Raw genomic sequence first — 16753 nt, 5'->3', positions numbered from 1 at the left:
CCCCGTCGTCCAGTCGCCCCGTCGCCCCGTCGTCCAGTCGCCCCGTCGCCCCGGCGTCCCGGCGCCCCGGCCCGCCACACCCGTGGGTGTGGCGGGGGCGGCCGAAGGGCGTGGTCCGGGTCAGAGGGTGTCGCGGTAACCACCGGAGGCGGTGCCGCGCTTCTCGATGAAGTGCTTGAACCGCTTGAGGTCGCCCTTGACCTGCCGGTCGAGCATGCCCGTCATGTCGGCGGCCTTCTCGGCCATGCCACCGGGCTGGAAGTCCATCTCCATCATCACCCGGGTATGGGTCGCGTCGATCGGCTCGAAACGAACCATCCCCGTCTGCCGCACGTCACCACTGGTGGTACGCCACGCCACGTGGTCGTCCGGGACCTGGTCGACGATCTCGGTGTCGAACTCCCGGGACACACCGGCGATCTTCGTCTTCCAGTGGTTGTGCCGCTCGTCGAGCTGGGTGATCTCCTCGACGCCTTCCATGAACATCGGGAACTGCTCGAACTGCGTCCACTGGTTGTACGCCGTGCTGACCGGCACATCGACGTCGATCTGCTCCTGCACCTTGCTCATCGCTGCTCACTCGCCTTCGCATCGCTTCGCGGTCGGACAAGCGCCTGCCCCGACCGCCGGCCGGTATGCCCGGCCCCTACCGATTCCGCCGCACTCCGGACGAACCGGCAACAGCCACCACCCATTCGTGGACCGATCCCCCAGGCCACCGCTCTCCGCCCACCACCCGGCGCCGGCTGCGGCCGGCCTCCCCCGCCCGGGAGGTCCCCCCTGCGGGGGAGCCGCCGGACGAAGATCATCCTCGCGTGTGATCCCGCTACGCCGCGGCCGTGCCAGGCTCACCACATGCACTACGTCGTACACCGGATAGCCGCCGAGGAATGGCGGGAGCTCCGCGAGATCACACTGGAGGCGCTGCGGGACTCCCCCGGCGCCTTCAACCTCTCCTACGCCGACACCGCCGCCCACCCCGACGCCTACTGGCAGCAACAGGCCGCCGCGGAGGCTGCCGGGCACCGTGCCACCCTCACGGCCCGTGACGCGAGCGGGACCTGGGTGGGAACGGCCGGCATCGAGCCCGTCCCCGACGTCCCGGACACCGTGTGCGTCCGCTCCGTCTACGTCACCCCGGCCCACCGCGGCGCCACCGGCCCCGCCGCCGATCTCGTGCGGGCCACCATCCGCCACGCACAGGACCACACCGACGCACGGTGGCTGACCCTCGGCGTCAACGGGACTAACGCACGCGCCCTGGCCTTCTACGGACGACTCGGCTTCGAGGACACCGGAAAGGTGATCCCCTACGTCCGAAACCCGAGCGAGAAGGTCCTCATCCTGGGCTACCCGGGCTTCCGCAGCGACCCCCGGTAGCCAAACCTTCAGCCGGACGGCTGGCGAAGCGCCCCGCGTCGGCCCCTCCGCTCACCCCGCGGACTGGCGGCTCGGCCCCCCGTCCCGACCTCCGGTGGGCCTGTACGGCGACAGGCCCACCGGATACAGCGGCGGCGCCCCGGCGCAGCCGTAGGCGCGACGGGTCACGGCCCGATGCGTGGCGCGGTCGCCGCAGCGGCCGGCACCCCTCCTGCCCGACCTGCCGCCTCCCCCCGGGGGTGCGAGGCTCCGCCGGCCAGGCTCGCCGGCGAGGTGGTGCCCGGACGCCGGCGCCGTCGGTGAGGCGAACCCTGCGGGGGCGGGCGCTCTCGTGACACTCCGTCGAACCACTCGTTCGGTCGTGTGACGGCCCCGCGTCGCCCGGGTGGGCGGCCGGTCGTGGTCGACTGCCCTGCATGGTCTCAGGGCGGAGCAGGATGTGGGCGTGCCTTCAGGTCGGGCTTGCCCTGGCGGTGCTGTGCGGCTGTTCGTCGCTGTCGGACCGGGAGGACGCGGTCGCGGCCGCGGCACGGGCCTTCGAGGCCGACCTCGCCCGCCAGGACAATGCGGCGCTGTGCGGCGCACTCGCCCCGGGCACGCGCGAGGAACTCGAGGACAGCAGCAAGACGGACTGCCAGCAGGCGATCGGCGACAGCGACCTGCCATCAGCCGCGGACGTCCGCCGAGTCGACGTCTACGGCCGGCAGGCCCGCGCCGTGCTGGACAGCGACACCCTCTTCCTGTCCGCCTTCCCGGACGGATGGAAGATCACCGCCGCCGGGTGCGACCCGCAGCCCCGCAAGCCCTACAAGTGCGTGGTCAAGGGAGCGTGAGACCGGTGCGCAGCCTGTTCGCCCTGTGCGTGCTGATCGTCGTCGGCGGTCTGGTCTACTTCACGACGATCGGGGCGCTGCACCGATGAGCCGCACGGACCGCGCGGGGCGATTCCTGCGCGACAACAGCCTCACCCTGGCCTTCGGTGCCGCCTTCCTGCTCACCCTGGTCGGGCAGGCCGCCGCGGGGCTGGCGGAGGTGAACAACGAGCTCGTCGCGGCCGATCTCCAGCCCGTCGGTGTCGCCGGCTATCTGACCGGCTCCGACTTCGCGGTGGACGTCACCGAGAACTGGCAGTCGGAGTACCTGCAGTTCTTCCTGTACATCTTCGGCACCGTCTGGCTGCTGCAACGGGGGTCCCCGGAGTCCAAGAGCCTGGACCGGCCCGGTACCGAGTCCGACCGCGAACAGAAGGTCGGCGCTCACGCCACCGCCGACTCGCCCTCCTGGGCCCGCGCGGCCGGACTGCGCCGCACCCTGTACTCGCGCTCCCTCGGCACGGTGATGGCGCTGTTCTTCGTCGGCTCCTGGTTCGCCCAGTCGATCACCGGTGCGGCCTCGTTCAACGCCGGGCGGCTGCGCGACCTCCAGGCGCCGTTCACCTGGTGGGACTACGTGCTGTCCGCGGACTTCTGGAACCGCACCCTGCAGAACTGGCAGTCCGAACTCCTCGCGGTCGCCTCCATGGCGATCCTCTCCGTCTACCTGCGCCAACGCGGATCACCCGAATCGAAGCCGGTCGGCGCGGCCCACACCTCCACCGGCGTCGAAGGCTGATGCCCACCGGCGGCCCACCGGCGGCCCCGGTCCGGGCCGGGCGGGGGACGCTACGGAGACGCTCCAGCCGGTGGGATCCGCCGGGCGCGAGGAGGTACACGAGTGCGGGCGGGGACATGACCCCGCGACGCCTTGCCCGACCGAGAGGGGCGTGTGCCCGGTCGGGCAAGGCGTGACAGGGAACCGCGGGCGTTCGGTCGGCGCGGTTGGGGCCTACTTGCCGCGGCCGGTCACGAAGTCCCGGGCCCGGTCCACGAGGCCGACACCGGGGCCGAGGAGCTTGCTGGCCATCGGGCTGTCCGGGGCCGCCGGGTGCGGCCGGGTCGGGGCCATGGCCTTCGCCCGGCGGACCTTGTCCCCGAGGTCGTCCAGCTGCTCCGGGGTACAGGCCGTGCGCAGCATCGGGAAGAGGTTGGTCTCCTCGTCCTCGACGTGGGCGGACACCTCGTCCATCAGCTGCCGGAGCACCGAGCCCATCGCGGGATCGTCGGTTCGCAGGTCCTCCAGCTGCTTGAGGAGGTCCTCGACCTGGCGGTGGTCCTCGATCTCCCTGTCCGCGAGGGCGTCGCCGCCGTCGAGGTGCTCGCGGACCGCGGGGTAGAGGTACTGCTCCTCCGCGACCGAGTGCCGCACCAGCTCGATGGTGACGTGGTCGATCACGTCCCGCAGTGCCTGGCCGCCGCCGCTCATGGCCCGGATGCGGCCGAACATGTCCTCCACCTCGCGGTGGTCCGCCATCAGTTCCTCGATCACGTTTCCGCCGTGTCCCATTGTCCTGCCTCTCGTCGTCCGCGGGCGAGTCGGTGCGCGCCCAGCCGGAGTGCGTTCCCGCTCCCTCGCGGGCCTGCGCCGGTGGCCCGCTCCTCACCGGATCGGGCGGCCGCAAACTCCCCCGGTCCGGTCCGGTCCGAGCGGGCGACGGGCCGGTGCCGTGGTGGGTGGCGGCTCGCACTCGGCCCATGCCGTCTTGCCGCCCGGGGCAGGATCGGTGGCGGGTTTCAGGTTGTCTTGGCCGTCTCGTCGAAGAACCTGATGAGCCGGGGCAGGGCTTGCAGCACCGATCCGTTGTGGTCGAAGTCGCCGACGTCGGTCAGCCGGGGGCGGCGCCGTGCTTCCTCAACTGGTCCGCGCAGGAGGTCGAGTGAGGTCAACACACCACCCCGGTTACGGCTACCGGGTCCCGGCTTGCCCGCGTCGCCGGAGAAGGCCGGTGGCGAGCGGGAGTCGTTGGAACCCCCGCACCGCCGACCATGACATCCCGCGCCGCCACGCCCTTGCCGCCGGTCCCGGCCAGGCGGCAAGGGCCCTGTCGGAACCAGCTGGTGACACCGTTCACGGGAACGGGCCGGTATACCCCGGAAACCCGCTGTACCGGTGAGGATCCGACCGGACCACGGTCGGTCAGTCGATGCCTTCGACGATGCGGAAGTCGCGCTCGACGCCGTCGCCGAGGGCGGCCAGCGCCTCCTGGTAGGCCGCGCTCTCGCGGGCCGCGACGGCCTGCTCGAAGCTGTCGAACTCGATCAGGATGGTGCGCGCGGCGAGTCCGGCCTCGTGTGCCACGACCCGACCGTCACGGGCGAGGACCCGTCCGCCCCCGGCCCGGACGGCCGGACCGGCCAGCTCGTTGTAGGCAGCCAGCTTCGCGGGGTCCGAAATGGTGCGGTAGACGCTGACCCAGTAGCCCTTGGGCATGGAACCTCCAGTGTGGGGATGAGTGCGTTCGATGGACGGGTTGGTCTCGGACGAGCCTCGGCGGCCGGCTCGGTCGGCCTGCTGGCCACCGCGAGTCGCTTTCGTGTCAGCCGAGCCGGGGAAGGCGGACGGCGCGCGCGATCTGCGCGGCGCCGCCCACACGGACCAGGGTGCCGGACGCGCCGCGCCGCGCGTCGGCGATGATCGTGGACGGATGGCCGAGGTGATCGCCCATGTCGACCGCGAGGGCGGTGACGCCCTGATCCGCGAGACATGCGGCCAGACACGCGGTGCTGTTGGCGTTGGCGACGTCCTCGGGGACGCCGATCGACGGGGCGAACATCCGGGCCGCCGCCCGGCCGTCCGCGTCGGGGACCGAGTAGGCGTAGCAGCCCAGCAATCCGTAGCGGTCACAGGCATCGCGCAGAGCCCTGAAGTCCGGGCGGAGTTCGGCCAGCGCGGTGCGCGATCGTACGGGCAACAGGAGCCGTGGCCGGCCGGGTGAGGCCACACGGGCAGCGTCGGGAAGGGTTTCGCTGTTCAGGCCGAGGGCGGTCGCGATCGCCCGGAGTCCGGGTCCCCCGGCCTCTCGCGGGCTGATCGGACCCGGGTCGAACGTGGCCGTCAGGTCGTCGTGTCCCCGCGTCGCCCGGCCTTCGAATACGCGGGTCGTGGTGTGCAGCGTGGCCCGGTAGTCGGCGTCGCCGCTGTGGCGCTGCGCGAGCAGCGCCAGTGCGGCGACCGTGCCGTGACCGCAGGCGGGCAACTCGCCTTCGCCAGTGAAGAATCGGAGCCGATACGACGCTCGGGCCCGGTCCTCGCCGTCCAGCGCGGTGATGAAGACCGCGTGCGAGGTGCCTGTCGCGGCGGGGACGCGCCGTCGCTCGGCATCGGTGAAGGGCGCGTCGTCGAGCACGGCGGTCGCGCTGCCGCCCCGGCCCTGTCGCCGGCACGCGTCGACGATCGTCACCTCGGGCACGGCGCCGCGTCCGTCGTGATCAGCATCGTCAGGTCGAGCGCGGGCGCGCTGTGCGTCAGGGCGCCGATCGAGATGAGGTCGACGCCGGCTTCGGCGACGGCGCGAACCCGGTCCAGGGTGACGTTGCCGGAGGCCTCCAGGAGGATCTTCGAACCGCCGCGGCGGCGGGCCCTCATCCGCGTCACTTCTTCGATGTCGGCCATTTCCATGTTGTCGAGCATGAGCCAGCCCGCTCCCGCTTCCATGGCCTCGCGGGCCTGCGCGACGGTCTGCACCTCGACGTCGATCGGCAGCCTCCGCCCGGAATCGGCCATACCCTTTCGGACCGCGTCGATCGCCGCGGTCACCCCGCCCGCCGCGGTGATGTGGTTCTCCTTCAGCAGGACCATCGCCGCCAGGGTGAGCCGGTGATTGCCGCCGCCGCCGGCGGTGACGGCGTACTTGTCCAGCGCCCGCAGCCCCGGGGCGGTCTTGCGGGTGTCCAGGATCCGCGCCGGAGTTCCGGCCACGGCCTGGACGAAGGCGTCGGTGACAGTGGCGATGCCGCACAGGCGCTGCAGGAGGTTCAGCACCGTGCGCTCGGCGGTGATCAGGTTGCGGGCCGACCCGGTCAGCCGCACCAGGACGTCCCCGGCCCGCACCCGTTCGCCGTCCGCGACCAGAGCCTCGACCCCGACCTCAGGGGCGCTCTGGGCGAAGACTTCGCGGACCACGGGCATTCCGGCGACGACGCCGGGCCGGCGGGTACTGATCTCGGCGGTGGCGACCAGATCGGCCGGGACGCTCCACAAGGTGGTGACGTCGTCGTCGGCCCTGTCCTCCGTCAAGGCGGCGGCCACACTGGCCCGCGCCGCCGACACGGGGAAATCCGCGATCCTCATAGGTGGTTCCTCGCCTCTCGGAGATCGATCATCGGACCGACGAGGCCCTGGACGGCTTCCCCGACGGGTTTCGCTCGCGTCGGGTGGGCGACGACGACGCCACCGTGAGCAGCGGCGGCGAACCCGACGCCGGCGCGGGGGAAGTCATCCCGCATGACGTGTTGCTCCGTTCAACAGGACCGCCGGATCGATGGGTCGCCCCCCATCAGAACCCCCGCGATCCGCTGCCCGCCAATAGCCCCACGAGGCCACCCCATAGGCTCGGACCTATCCCGGGAGCAAGGAGCGGACATGCACGACCACCAAGGCGTCGAACTTCGTCATCTCCGCTACTTCGTGACCGTCGCCGAGGAAGGCACGATGACGGAGGCCGCACGGGTGCTGCGGATCGCCCAGCCCACCCTCAGCCAGCAGATCAGCGCCCTGGAACGCCGGGTCGGGGCCAAACTGTTCCACCGCAGACCCAAAGGGATGGAGCTCACCGAGGGCGGCCGGATCCTGTACACGAGCGCCACACGCACCCTGGCCGAGATCGAGTCGTCGCTGGCGCAGGCACGCGACGCCCGCTCTCCCGTACGCGTAGGGGTCTGCGGCACCGTCCCGGACCACCTGCTGGCACGGGTCGAGCAGGTCCTGGCCGAAGACGGATCCCCGGACGTCGAGTTCACCGAGACCGACTCCCCGAAGCAACTCGACCTGTTGCGGACCGGCACCCTCGCCCTCGGGGTGATGCGCGCCGTCCACGACATCGACGACCTGGCCACGCTCACCCTGGCCGACGAACCACTCGGCGTGCTCCTGCGCCCCGACCACCCGCTGGCCCACCACACGGCCCTGTCCTGGGCCGACCTCGCGGGCCAGGACCTGCTCTGGTTCCCCGCCGAACGCAACCCGCACTTCACCGAGGACGTCCTGGCCCACCTCGCCGGCCACGGCTGGTCACCACGACTACGTACCGTCGACGCGCACAGCCGGGCCCTGTACCGCCACCACCTGCGCAACAACCAGAACCTGATCACCCTACGAACCCGGACCGCCGTCACGAAGGACACCGGGATCACCTGGCGCCCCTTCGCATCCGACCCGCCACGCGAACGCTTCCTCCTGGCCACCCCCGACGACAGCCCCTGGGCGGACCTGCTGGCACGCTCGGACAGCCGGCCACCCGACGACGGCACCGGCGGAGCCGGCGGCCGGCACGACCGCTGACCGCTTGCCGCCGCGGCGCCCGGCTTCGAACGATCGGCCTCCCACCTGGGCCGGCCGAGAGCACCCGCGCGACTTCGTTGACCGGGGCCGCGACGTCCTGGCGGATCGTGGCGGGCGAGCCGGCGGCCATCACGACGAAGGTCCAGGACAACTCGGCCCCTCCGAGGGTTCGGCAGACACCGTCCGCATCCCCGATCCCACCGACCGCTGACCGGCCGGTTGCCGGGGTCGTAGGTCAGCGCGCGGTGACTGAGTACGCGGCGAGCGCGCGGTTCCCGCGCGGCTTGGCGATGGCCCGGAGGACGTCGGCCTGACTCAGGACGAGCTGGCGCACCGGCTCGGGCAGCGCGGCCAGACGCTCCTCCGTTGCGGCCAGGTCGAGGCAGGCGGCAATCTCCCAGTCGCCGTCCTGAAGCTCTCCGGTATCGACCAGGCCGCTGCCGTCGGCCGTCCAGCCGGCCTCGTGCAGGAGCCTCAGCAGCGCCTCACGGGAGAACGGCGTGCGAACGTTGCCCTGGCCATGCGACCCCGCGGCCTCGGTCTGCCCCTGGATCAGCACGGCGAGGAGGTGCGCCAGCTGGTCGCCGGACGCAGGCGTCAAGTCCCACTCGGCGAAACACAGTCGCCGCGCCCACGGCCGCACCCGGGCCAGTGTGTCCCGCAACTGTCCGAGCGATGCGAAGTACCAGGAGCAGTGCGCGAGCACCACGAAGTCGAAGGTACTTCCGGGGACGTCGACCGACGGGTCGAGGACGTCCGTGCCGAGGCGGAAGTCGATGCGCGGCTCGAGAGGGCCCGCCGCGATCCGGGCCGCCGATTCTCCGAGCGTGACCGGCGCCCCGTAGGAGGGGTCGGCGACGTCGAGGGCTGTCACGCGCCCCTCGGGCCCCACCGCCTCCGCGAGGACGACGGTCATGTCGCCCTGGCCGCAGCCCAGTTCGAGGACCGTCGAGCCGGGCGCGATCTGCCAGCTCGCCACGAGCGCGGCGCGGTGGCGAGTCTGGGACAGCTGGATGTCCGGGCTGTGATCGGCAGCGGCCATGCCGGCCGCGAGCGAGGGGGCCTTGGCGCGGAGATCGGAGTGATTCACAAAGTCCTTGGTGATACTCGACGGGTCGGTGCGGGCCGATGCTATGGGACTCGTGGGCAGCGCCGCCTCCGATTTCCTGGACATCCCGTGATGCCGCAGTCCGAGCAGGGGGGAACACGCGCTCGGTTCATCCGATGGTCCACCGTGCGCCAAGGACCGCCGTGCCGTGACCCCGCACCGCGGGCTCGCCGACAACGAGGCGGGTGGCTCCGTCCACAGCAGACTCCACTGCCCGCCACCGCCGTAGCCGTTCACGATGATCGCGAGTTTGCCCAACGGTGGCGAGGGCGGCTTCGACACCGGCAAGGGGTACGTGCAGGGCGGCAACGGCGATAGCGGCGACCCCGCCGGATCGGGCGGCAAGGGCAACGACGGCATAGTCAACACCACCCCCAGCGGCAACTACGAAGCCCCCGGCGGATCCCCCGGGACGACCTGACACCCGAACTCCCGCCGTCGGGCGACACCCCGAGGCCCGCCTGCCAGGGCCCGTACCGGCCAGCAGCCGTCCGGGCCGTCGGGCCAAGGCACACCGAGCCGGCCGCCCGGTGGTCCGCGGACGGCTTCGCCGGACAGACGCGTACCGAGACAGGCCGGAACGCCGCAGGCGCGAACCCCCAGACCGGCCAAGGACCAAAGGCGGACTCAGGGGGCCTTGGTGACGACGGGGTCGATCCACGCGCCCACGTTGTTCGAACCGAAGGTGTAGCAGTAGTTGGAGCCAAGGGTGACGCGGAAGACGCCCTGGACGTTCAGAGTCACGGGCGTCGTCGAGCCGACCGGCACGTCTCGTTCCAGTTTCCGGGCGCCGTCCAGCTCGATGTACATCCTCACGGTCTTGCCGGAGGACGAGCTGTCGGCCAGGCCGTATGACGTGGTCAGGGTGGTGTACTGGCGGTCCAGTTGCCAGGTGGCGGTGGCGCAGGTGCTGGAGAGCACGGTGGGGTAGAGCGTGCCGTTGACGTTCTGCGGTCCGCGGTCGTAGTTGCCTTGTTCATTGTCGACGGGCAGCAGGTCGTCCACGAGGGAGACCCGCCCGGGTGTGGTGGGCGGCGGCTGGCCGCTGCCGCTCGGTGCCGGAACGGTGATGGGCGTGGAGGGGCTTGCCGGGGTCGCGGTCACGGTCACCGTCGCCGTGGCGCGTACGGTCTCGGTGACGGTGCTGGCGGTGGGTGAGTTCACCACTGCGGGAAGTCCGAGGAAGCCGAGGAGGAGACCGGCGAGGGCGGTGCCGGCCGAGACGAGCGCCGCGATCTCGCCGAGGCGCCGGCCGGACGCGGGCGCAGGTCCGCCTCCGGCACCCGGCGGCGGGCCCGGGGGCACCGGCGGGACTCCGCCCGGCGACGGTTCAGCAGTCACTGCCGGCTCCTTCAAACGGCGTCACCGCACGGGCGTTCGCTCCCCTGCGCCGACTGACGGAATATCAGGAACGATATTCGCCGATCCCGAGCCCGCACAACAGGGGGCCTGCGGGAAGCAGGTGGCCTCGCTGTGCGGAGTGCCGCGAAACACGCGAGGCCAGGGCGGCGCTGATCCGGGGGTGAGAACCAGCGGCGCCACCGCCGCCTTCTCCCGGCCCCGGCCCGGCGGGTTCGGCCCGAAGGCCGGCCGCGCCATCGCGGGGTCGGCGATCAGCTCGCCGCGCTCTCCGCTGCCCTGGTCGCCAGAAGCGGTGTGGGCCGACCAGCGGGCCGGACTCGCCCGCGCGCGGGCCGGTCCACCCGGAGGTCCGCAGAGCCGGCCGGGCGGCACCGGACATCCGCTCGGCGGTCACCGGCGCCACGGCGTGGGCGCTGCGGAGGGCGTCGAGTGCCTCGCCCCATTCGCGGTGGGTACGGGGCCGGCCGCGATCACCGAAGGCGGCGGACCAGGCCGGCTGCACCGGCCGACGCGAGTGATCAGTTGGTCCTGATGTCCGGGATGGCGGTCGGGGCCGGCACGGGCTCCAGGGTGAAGCTCTGCCCGGCGGGAGGGTCTGCGCAGGGGAGCTGGCGTGCGAGGACGCCCGGGGTGCCGATATCGCCCGGGATGGTCACGCAGGCGTTGCTGTGGACCAGCTGGATGAGGTAGCTACCGGCGCCTCCCGGCGACGCTCTCAGCCGGAACCGTTCCGCGGTCCCCCGCCGGCCGCAGTAGTCGTTCATCAGACGGGCGCCGTCGGCGAGGAGTGCGGCCTCCACTCCCAGGCAGCCGTGACCCATCACCGGATGGAGGGAGCGGATCGTGTACTGGCCGCCGCCGGCCGGCTCGAAGACGTAGGTGGGCACGTTGCCCGGGCACGCGAACTGCCCTACCTCCCCACCGCTTTCGTGCGTGGTCGACTCCCCCAGGCAGAGTCCGGAGCCCACCGGCCGGATCAGATACGCGCCCGCCGCGACCAGAGCCCGTTCCTGGGCGCCGGAGGAGGGAGCGGGCGCGGCGGGGCGGTGCGCACGGTCGTGGAGGAAGGCCGCCCCGCCCGCCACGGCGGCCGCCAGCGCCAGGACCACCACGACCGGAGTAGCGCTGCGCAGCCGCCGGCGGGAGGGCGCGGGCGGTGCGGTCCGCAGGGCGCCGGGCAGCGTCTGCGGGGCGGGTGGGCCGGCCTCGGCGGGGACGCCGGGCCCCGGGTGGGTGGCCTCGTGGGCCAGCCGCTCGCGTGCCGCGAGCCACACGGCCGGGTCCTCGCCGAGTCCGCACGCCCGGACGAAGGCGTCGAGCAGTTCCGGTCGCGGCAGCAGGTCGTGGCGGAGCGCCTCGGCGATCGTGCTGCGCGGGAGCACGGCCCCGACCTCGGCAGCGCGGCGTTCCAGCGCCCTGTAGGTCAGCCCGGACCGTTGCCGAAGCTGTCGAAGATACGCGACGAACTCGGCCGTATCCCGCGCCAGGGAGGGATTCGGGGGCAAGGGTTGGGAACTCATGCCCCGATCCTGGCGGAGCGGTCCGCGGCCAACCACGTTGATTCAAGACGTTGTTGGCCAGGACGAGGGCAGCGGTGCGGCCGGCGCCGTCGTCCCGCGGTCCGGGAGGTTCGGCTGGTCAGACCGAGTCCGGCGTGTCCGACCGTTCCCCGGACAGTCCCGGACACCTCGGGGACCTTGCCCGGCCGTGACGGCGGCGGCAAGGGTGAGGGCTCGCAGGCGGGTCGGCCGGCCGGTGGCGGCGAGGCCTCCGCGACCGTCTCGCGGTGGTCGGCACCTCCGGGTGGACCACCGCTAGGAGACCGGGATCGGGTCTCGCCAGATGTCCATCGGGACGGCGCGGACCGCGCGGCCGTCGGAGCCCAGGATCCGTCCCATCCTCTTCACGGTGCGCAGTGACACGCGGCGCTCGGCCACTCGCAGGTCGGGGAACCTGCGGGCGAGTGCGGCCTCCAGTCGCTGGACGTCGGCGAGGGAGCGCTGCCAGACGGAGAGGATGAGGTTGTGCCGGCCGGTGACGGCTACGCACAACCGGATCTCGGGGAGCCTGGCGAGTTGGGGGCCGACCTCGTCGAGCCGGTCCGGAGGGATGTCGGCCCGGAAGGTCGCCAGGACCGGTCGGCCGGCGTCTCCGGCGGCGATCTCGCAGCGGAAGCGGATCGCGTCGGAGGCGGCCAGCCGGTCGAGGCGGCGGCGCAGCGTGGACGGGCTGAGCCCGGTGGCGGCGGCCAGCTCGGCTTGGCCGAGGCGGCCGTCGGTGCCCAGCCTGATGAGCAACTCCCGGTCTTCGTGGCGGATTTCGGCCCGTACTGGGGAGGACGTCCCGTAGCCCGTCGGGTGGTCGTCGTGGAGTTCCAGGCGCTGGGCAGGGTCCAGTGAGTCCAGTCGCCAGCGGATCCCCTCGGCGTAGAAGCCGGTCGCCAGGTGGGTGCGGACGGCGGTGATCCCCGGGAGCCTGCCCAACCGTTCGGCGGTGTACCGGGAGACCGTCGCCAGGTCGGTGAAGGCCGCGGCGATGACGAGGTCGCAGCCCTGGGAGAGGTGTTCGACGCTCATCACGTGCGGGTCCTCGGCCAGCTCGTCGGCGATCTGCCGAATCCGGTCGGGAGCGCAGTCGACGTCGAGGTACGCGACGCAGCCAGGGTCCTCGGGGTGGGGCAGGCCGTAGGCGGTCACCCAGGCGATCCCGGCCTCCGAGAGCCGTCGCCAGCGGCGCGCGGCGGTGACCGGGCTGATCCCGAGAGTCTGGCCGAGCAGCGACCAGGGTGCCCGGGGCCGCAGCTGCATCGCGTTCACCAGGGCGAGATCCAACTCGTCCACTGTCACATCGGAGCCGGTCACCGTCGGCTGCCGGTTGGTTCGTTCATCGAAGGGCCTCTTCGTGGCGTGATCCTGCGAAATCGCGGGAATCCCCCGCTGCGGGCTCCAGAATCGCGGAACAAGATCGCTCCGCACAAGTTCCCGCCCCCGCGGGCCCGATGGAGGTACCTGTGTCCATACACGACGACGCCCTGGCTCTGGCTCCCGACCTGGTCCGGCTCCGCCATGACCTCCACCGGTTCCCCGAGCTGGGCCTTGATCTCCCGCGCACCCAGGAGCGGGTGCTGCGGGCTCTCGAGGGACTGCCGCTGGAAGTACGTCAGGGCTCCGCGCTGAGTTCGGTCACCGCGGTGCTGCGCGGCGGGCTACCGGGGCCGGCGGTGCTGCTGCGCGCCGACATGGACGGACTGCCGGTCATCGAGAAGGCCCCGCTGCCGTTCGCGTCCGACAACGGTGCCATGCACGCCTGCGGACACGATCTGCACACCGCCATGCTCACGGGCGCCGCGCACCTGCTCGCCGCACGGCGGGAGCGGCTCCACGGCGACGTGGTCTTCATGTTCCAGCCCGGCGAGGAGGGCTGGGACGGCGCCGGAGCCATGCTGGCCGAGGGCGTTCTGGACGCGGCGGGCACGCGCCCGGTCGCCGCATACGCCCTGCACGTGGCGTCGACCATGCCGCACGGGGAGTTCAGCTCCCGGCGCGGGCCGATCCTTGCCGCCTCCGATGCGCTGAACGTCACCCTCCACGGTGCGGGCGGGCACGGCTCGGTACCTCACCGGGCCAAGGACCCCGTCCCGGCGGCCTGCGAGACGGTCACCGCCCTGCAGACCATGGTGACCCGCCGCTTCGACGTGTTCGATCCGGTGGTGATCACCGTCGGACTCCTCCGGGCCGGTACCCAGCGCAACATCATCCCCGAGACCGCCTACTTCGAGGCGACCGTGCGCACCTTCTCCGCCGAGACGCGGGCCAAGGTCACCGACACCGTGGTGGAGCTGGTGCGGGCCGTCGCGGCCGCCCACGGCCTGCGGGCCGAGATCGAGTACCTTCCCGGGTACCCGGTGACGGTGAACGACGGGGCCGAGACCGATTTCCTGATGGACACCGTCCGGGAGGCCTTCGGCGAGGAACGCTTCCGGACGATGGCCAACCCGATGACCGGGTCGGAAGACTTCTCCCGGGTACTCGACGCCGTTCCGGGATCGTTCGCGTGGCTCGGCGCCGCCCCGAAGGGGAGCGATCCCGACACCCTGCCGCTCAACCACTCTCCCTACGCTGAGTTCGACGACGCGGTGCTCCCCGACGGAGCGGCGCTCTACGCCGAACTCGCCACCCGCCGTCTCGCGGCCTGAACCCCTGCCCAAGGAAGAAACGATCAAGCACATGACCGAACCGCGCGACGTGGTCGAGCAGCAGCTCACCGCCTACAACAACCACGACATCGACGCCTTCGTCGCCACCTACGCCGAGGACGTCCTCGTTCTGCGGCGGGACGGCAGCCGGCTGGAGGGCCGTCAGGCCCTGCGCGCCACCTACACCCGGCAGTTCGCCGCGGGCCGCTGCCGGGCGGAGATCGTGGGACGGCTCACCGAGGGCGACTGGGTGGTCGACCACGAAGTCGCCCACGGCCTGTCCGACGAACCGGTCCGCGTCCTGGTGGCCTACCGGGTCCGCGAAGGCCTCATCGACCGCGTCGAGTTCCTCGGCTGAGCCGCCTGGGCGTGCGGTGATGTGCGACGTCGCTTGACTTCCCCTGAGCCCCGCAGAGCGGCCGGGTTGGCCGAACGGACCAGGAGCCCGGCATCGCGGCCGAAGCGCCACCGTCCGCGACGCACTGCCGGCGACAGGGCCGCGATGAAGGAGGCAGCCGGCACGATCCGCTTCTCGAAGCGCGGTGGCGGCAGGCGTGTCAGCAGGTCACGGAGGCAAGACGTCTGGTCGGTGACGCAGATGATCGCCAGCGCACCCGCGTCGAGCGCGTCGCCGATGGTCGGTGCCAGCCGTGCCCCCTCGTCACCACCGAGAACACCACGCTCAAGCAGCGGGTCCGCCGGCTCACGACCGACAACCGCACGCTCGACGAGCGGCTCAAGGCCACTCGCTCCAGTCTGCGTGGCCAACACCGCCGCGTCGCCGGCCTCGAGGCCCAGCGGTCCGCGCCAGGATGACCCTCGTCTCCCGGCAGCCGAGGGGGCTCCGCCGGTCTGCCGGCGGGAGGACTGTTTCGGTCAGGTCATCGTGACGACGACCTTGCCGGCCTTCGCGCGGCCCTTCTCGACGTACTCCATCGCCTCCCCGGTCCGGTCGAAGGGGAAGACACGGTCGACCACCGGGCGGATCTTTCCGGCGTCGATGAGCGCGGTGAGTTCGCGCAGCTGGTCGCCGCCGGCCTTCATGAACAGGAACGAGTACGTCACGCCGCGGCGCCGGGCGCGGCGCCGGGTCCTGAAGCTCAGCGCGTTCATCACCAGCCGCAGGGCCGCGTTCGCGCCCAGCTCGCGGGCGAACGCGGCGTCCGGAGGGCCTGCGACGCTGATGACCGTCCCGCCGGGCTTGAGCACCCGCAGCGACTTCTCCAGCGTCTCACCGCCGAGGGTGTCCAGGACGACGTCGTAGTCGTCGAGGACGGACGCGAAGTCCTGCTTCCTGTAGTCGACGACGATGTCGGCGCCCAGCTCCTTCACCAGGTCGGCCTTGGCGGTGCTCACGGTGGTGGCCACCTGCGCGCCCAGGTGTTTGGCCAGCTGGACGGCGATGGTGCCCACCCCGCCGGCGCCGGCGTGGACGAGGACCTTCTGGCCCGGCCGCACGTGTGCCCGTTCCACCAGTGCCTGCCAGGCGGTCAGGGCGACCAGGGGAAGGGAGGCGGCCTCCGCCATGGTGAGTGCGGCCGGTTTGGGGGCGAGGTCGTCCTGGTGGACGGCGATGAGTTCGGCGAACGTGCCGATGCGGTCCTTGTCGGGCCGCGCGTAGACCTCGTCGCCCACCGTGAACCGGGTGACGGACGATCCCACCTGGACCACCACCCCGGCGAGGTCGTTGCCCAGGACGAGAGGGAGACGGTAGGGCAGGATCGCCTTGAAGGCCCCGTCGCGGAGCTTGATGTCGAGCGGGTTGACGCTCGCCGCGTGGATCCGGACCAGGACGTCGCCGGCGCCCACCCGGGGGTCGGGCATCTCACCGGCGTGGGGGCCGGCCGTGTCGCCGTACCGCTCGATCAGGAAGGCCTTCATCGTCGTCTCCGCTTCTCGTCCGGGAGGGGACGGCTCTCGGGTCCATGCTGGGCTTCTCCCAGTACGAGACACTCTGTGGTGCTTGTTTCGGTCTTCCGGGGCCCCTCGCCGATGCGGCGCTCTGCGCTCACCGGCTCGGCGTCCATCGCCCCCCGTGCACCCGGAGCAGGTCGATGTGGTCCGTGCCCAGGCGCCTCAGGCTCGCCTCCACCGAGGCGACCATGTTCTTGCGGCTGTTGCCCGTTGTGGAGATGCCGGCTGCGGCGCGGCCCCGAGGGTGAACTTGGTGGCCAGGACGAAGTGGTCCCGGTCCGCGGAGACGAACTTCCCCGTCAGCTCCTCCGACTCGCCGAACTGCTAGGGCCTGTGTGATGTTGTGATCAGTGGAGCGGTCGTACGAGGTCGTCTATCCAGATCATCGAGGCGCGGAGGTGAAGGCCTGCGAGGTAGCT

Annotated in this window: 18 protein-coding genes; 7 read left to right on the top strand and 11 right to left on the bottom strand. The window is 72.0% G+C overall.

What is annotated here, in order from left to right; genetic code table 11:
- Positions 1 to 120: 120 nt before the first annotated feature.
- Positions 121 to 570, bottom strand: a complete 450-nt coding sequence (locus tag ABZ497_RS35185) for an SRPBCC family protein (RefSeq protein WP_329491774.1) — start codon at positions 568 to 570, stop codon at positions 121 to 123.
- A gap of 285 nt (positions 571 to 855) precedes the next feature.
- On the opposite strand from ABZ497_RS35185, the gene ABZ497_RS35180 reads away from it, so the two are divergent.
- The 3 genes from ABZ497_RS35180 to ABZ497_RS35170 all read left to right on the top strand — a co-directional run bounded on the left by ABZ497_RS35180 (position 856) and on the right by ABZ497_RS35170 (position 2991).
- Positions 856 to 1380 carry a GNAT family N-acetyltransferase gene (locus ABZ497_RS35180; protein ID WP_359811794.1) on the top strand — a complete coding sequence of 175 codons (525 nt, stop codon included), beginning with the start codon at positions 856 to 858 and terminating at the stop codon, positions 1378 to 1380.
- Positions 1381 to 1817: 437 nt separating this feature from the next.
- Complete coding sequence (locus ABZ497_RS35175) at positions 1818 to 2213, top strand: hypothetical protein (protein ID WP_359811791.1); 396 nt, start codon at positions 1818 to 1820, stop codon at positions 2211 to 2213.
- An 85-nt stretch (positions 2214 to 2298) separates the two neighbouring features.
- A complete protein-coding gene (locus ABZ497_RS35170) occupies positions 2299 to 2991 on the top strand; it encodes a DUF6766 family protein (RefSeq protein ID WP_359811788.1) in 693 nt (230 codons plus the stop codon).
- A 213-nt stretch (positions 2992 to 3204) separates the two neighbouring features.
- Here ABZ497_RS35170 and ABZ497_RS35165 read toward each other — a convergent pair whose 3' ends face one another.
- The 5 genes from ABZ497_RS35165 to nadC form a co-directional block, all read right to left on the bottom strand.
- Entirely contained in the window at positions 3205 to 3762 is a 558-nt protein-coding gene (locus ABZ497_RS35165) for a hemerythrin domain-containing protein (protein WP_359811786.1), read from the bottom strand.
- Positions 3763 to 3989: 227 nt separating this feature from the next.
- Positions 3990 to 4142 carry a hypothetical protein gene (locus ABZ497_RS35160; protein WP_359811784.1) on the bottom strand — a complete coding sequence of 51 codons (153 nt, stop codon included), beginning with the start codon at positions 4140 to 4142 and terminating at the stop codon, positions 3990 to 3992.
- Between the two features lie 250 nt (positions 4143 to 4392).
- The gene (locus ABZ497_RS35155; protein WP_329491771.1) at positions 4393 to 4686 is read right to left on the bottom strand and encodes a DUF1330 domain-containing protein; all 294 of its coding nucleotides are present in this window, start codon (positions 4684 to 4686) and stop codon (positions 4393 to 4395) included.
- A 106-nt stretch (positions 4687 to 4792) separates the two neighbouring features.
- Entirely contained in the window at positions 4793 to 5665 is an 873-nt protein-coding gene (locus ABZ497_RS35150) for a PhzF family phenazine biosynthesis isomerase (RefSeq protein ID WP_359811781.1), read from the bottom strand.
- Complete coding sequence (gene nadC / locus ABZ497_RS35145) at positions 5653 to 6546, bottom strand: carboxylating nicotinate-nucleotide diphosphorylase (protein WP_359811778.1); 894 nt, start codon at positions 6544 to 6546, stop codon at positions 5653 to 5655. Before nadC ends, ABZ497_RS35150 begins: the two co-directional genes overlap by 13 nt.
- A gap of 291 nt (positions 6547 to 6837) precedes the next feature.
- On the opposite strand from nadC, the gene ABZ497_RS35140 reads away from it, so the two are divergent.
- Positions 6838 to 7755: a LysR family transcriptional regulator gene (locus ABZ497_RS35140; RefSeq protein WP_359811776.1), complete on the top strand. Its 918-nt coding sequence runs from the start codon at positions 6838 to 6840 to the stop codon at positions 7753 to 7755.
- Positions 7756 to 7990: 235 nt separating this feature from the next.
- Here the strand turns inward: ABZ497_RS35140 and ABZ497_RS35135 are convergent, their stop codons facing one another.
- On the bottom strand, positions 7991 to 8845 hold the full coding sequence (locus tag ABZ497_RS35135) for a methyltransferase domain-containing protein (protein ID WP_359811796.1): 855 nt from the start codon (positions 8843 to 8845) through the stop codon (positions 7991 to 7993).
- 256 nt (positions 8846 to 9101) lie between these two features.
- Here ABZ497_RS35135 and ABZ497_RS35130 point away from each other — a divergent pair, with 256 nt between their 5' ends.
- Positions 9102 to 9284, top strand: coding sequence for a hypothetical protein (locus ABZ497_RS35130; protein ID WP_359811774.1), 183 nt, complete (start codon positions 9102 to 9104; stop codon positions 9282 to 9284).
- Positions 9285 to 9490: 206 nt separating this feature from the next.
- Here ABZ497_RS35130 and ABZ497_RS35125 read toward each other — a convergent pair whose 3' ends face one another.
- The 3 genes from ABZ497_RS35125 to ABZ497_RS35115 form a co-directional block, all read right to left on the bottom strand.
- Positions 9491 to 10204 (bottom strand): NPCBM/NEW2 domain-containing protein, encoded by a 714-nt coding sequence (locus ABZ497_RS35125; RefSeq protein WP_359811771.1) that lies wholly within the window; start codon positions 10202 to 10204, stop codon positions 9491 to 9493.
- A gap of 539 nt (positions 10205 to 10743) precedes the next feature.
- Positions 10744 to 11745, bottom strand: coding sequence for an XRE family transcriptional regulator (locus tag ABZ497_RS35120; RefSeq protein WP_359811768.1), 1002 nt, complete (start codon positions 11743 to 11745; stop codon positions 10744 to 10746).
- 294 nt (positions 11746 to 12039) lie between these two features.
- Positions 12040 to 13065, bottom strand: a complete 1026-nt coding sequence (locus ABZ497_RS35115) for an Lrp/AsnC family transcriptional regulator (RefSeq protein ID WP_359811765.1) — start codon at positions 13063 to 13065, stop codon at positions 12040 to 12042.
- A gap of 170 nt (positions 13066 to 13235) precedes the next feature.
- Between ABZ497_RS35115 and ABZ497_RS35110 the strand changes: the two genes are divergently transcribed.
- Both ABZ497_RS35110 and ABZ497_RS35105 read left to right on the top strand, forming a co-directional pair.
- Positions 13236 to 14420: a M20 family metallopeptidase gene (locus ABZ497_RS35110; protein WP_359811762.1), complete on the top strand. Its 1185-nt coding sequence runs from the start codon at positions 13236 to 13238 to the stop codon at positions 14418 to 14420.
- 31 nt (positions 14421 to 14451) lie between these two features.
- Positions 14452 to 14778 carry a nuclear transport factor 2 family protein gene (locus ABZ497_RS35105; protein ID WP_359811760.1) on the top strand — a complete coding sequence of 109 codons (327 nt, stop codon included), beginning with the start codon at positions 14452 to 14454 and terminating at the stop codon, positions 14776 to 14778.
- Between the two features lie 518 nt (positions 14779 to 15296).
- Here ABZ497_RS35105 and ABZ497_RS35100 read toward each other — a convergent pair.
- Entirely contained in the window at positions 15297 to 16301 is a 1005-nt protein-coding gene (locus tag ABZ497_RS35100) for an NADP-dependent oxidoreductase (RefSeq protein ID WP_359811757.1), read from the bottom strand.
- Positions 16302 to 16753 lie beyond the last annotated feature (452 nt).

The organism is Kitasatospora sp. NPDC005751 (assembly GCF_040630835.1).
In the GTDB taxonomy this organism is placed as follows: Bacteria; Actinomycetota; Actinomycetes; order Streptomycetales; family Streptomycetaceae; genus Kitasatospora.
The sequence above is the reverse complement of the archived record's forward strand: the minus strand, read 5'-3'. Positions and strand labels throughout refer to the sequence as shown.

Excerpts from the sequence above, each read along its gene's own strand:
- ABZ497_RS35170 (WP_359811788.1), top strand. The coding sequence starts at position 2,299 with ATGAGCCGCACGGACCGCGCGGGGCGATTCCTGCGCGACAACAGCCTC.
- ABZ497_RS35180 (WP_359811794.1), top strand. The coding sequence starts at position 856 with ATGCACTACGTCGTACACCGGATAGCCGCCGAGGAATGGCGGGAGCTC.
- nadC (WP_359811778.1), bottom strand. The coding sequence starts at position 6,546 with ATGAGGATCGCGGATTTCCCCGTGTCGGCGGCGCGGGCCAGTGTGGCC.
- ABZ497_RS35175 (WP_359811791.1), top strand. The coding sequence starts at position 1,818 with ATGTGGGCGTGCCTTCAGGTCGGGCTTGCCCTGGCGGTGCTGTGCGGC.
- ABZ497_RS35140 (WP_359811776.1), top strand. The coding sequence starts at position 6,838 with ATGCACGACCACCAAGGCGTCGAACTTCGTCATCTCCGCTACTTCGTG.
- ABZ497_RS35130 (WP_359811774.1), top strand. The coding sequence starts at position 9,102 with ATGATCGCGAGTTTGCCCAACGGTGGCGAGGGCGGCTTCGACACCGGC.
- ABZ497_RS35100 (WP_359811757.1), bottom strand. The coding sequence starts at position 16,301 with ATGAAGGCCTTCCTGATCGAGCGGTACGGCGACACGGCCGGCCCCCAC.
- ABZ497_RS35120 (WP_359811768.1), bottom strand. The coding sequence starts at position 11,745 with ATGAGTTCCCAACCCTTGCCCCCGAATCCCTCCCTGGCGCGGGATACG.
- ABZ497_RS35165 (WP_359811786.1), bottom strand. The coding sequence starts at position 3,762 with ATGGGACACGGCGGAAACGTGATCGAGGAACTGATGGCGGACCACCGC.
- ABZ497_RS35155 (WP_329491771.1), bottom strand. The coding sequence starts at position 4,686 with ATGCCCAAGGGCTACTGGGTCAGCGTCTACCGCACCATTTCGGACCCC.
- ABZ497_RS35185 (WP_329491774.1), bottom strand. The coding sequence starts at position 570 with ATGAGCAAGGTGCAGGAGCAGATCGACGTCGATGTGCCGGTCAGCACG.
- ABZ497_RS35105 (WP_359811760.1), top strand. The coding sequence starts at position 14,452 with ATGACCGAACCGCGCGACGTGGTCGAGCAGCAGCTCACCGCCTACAAC.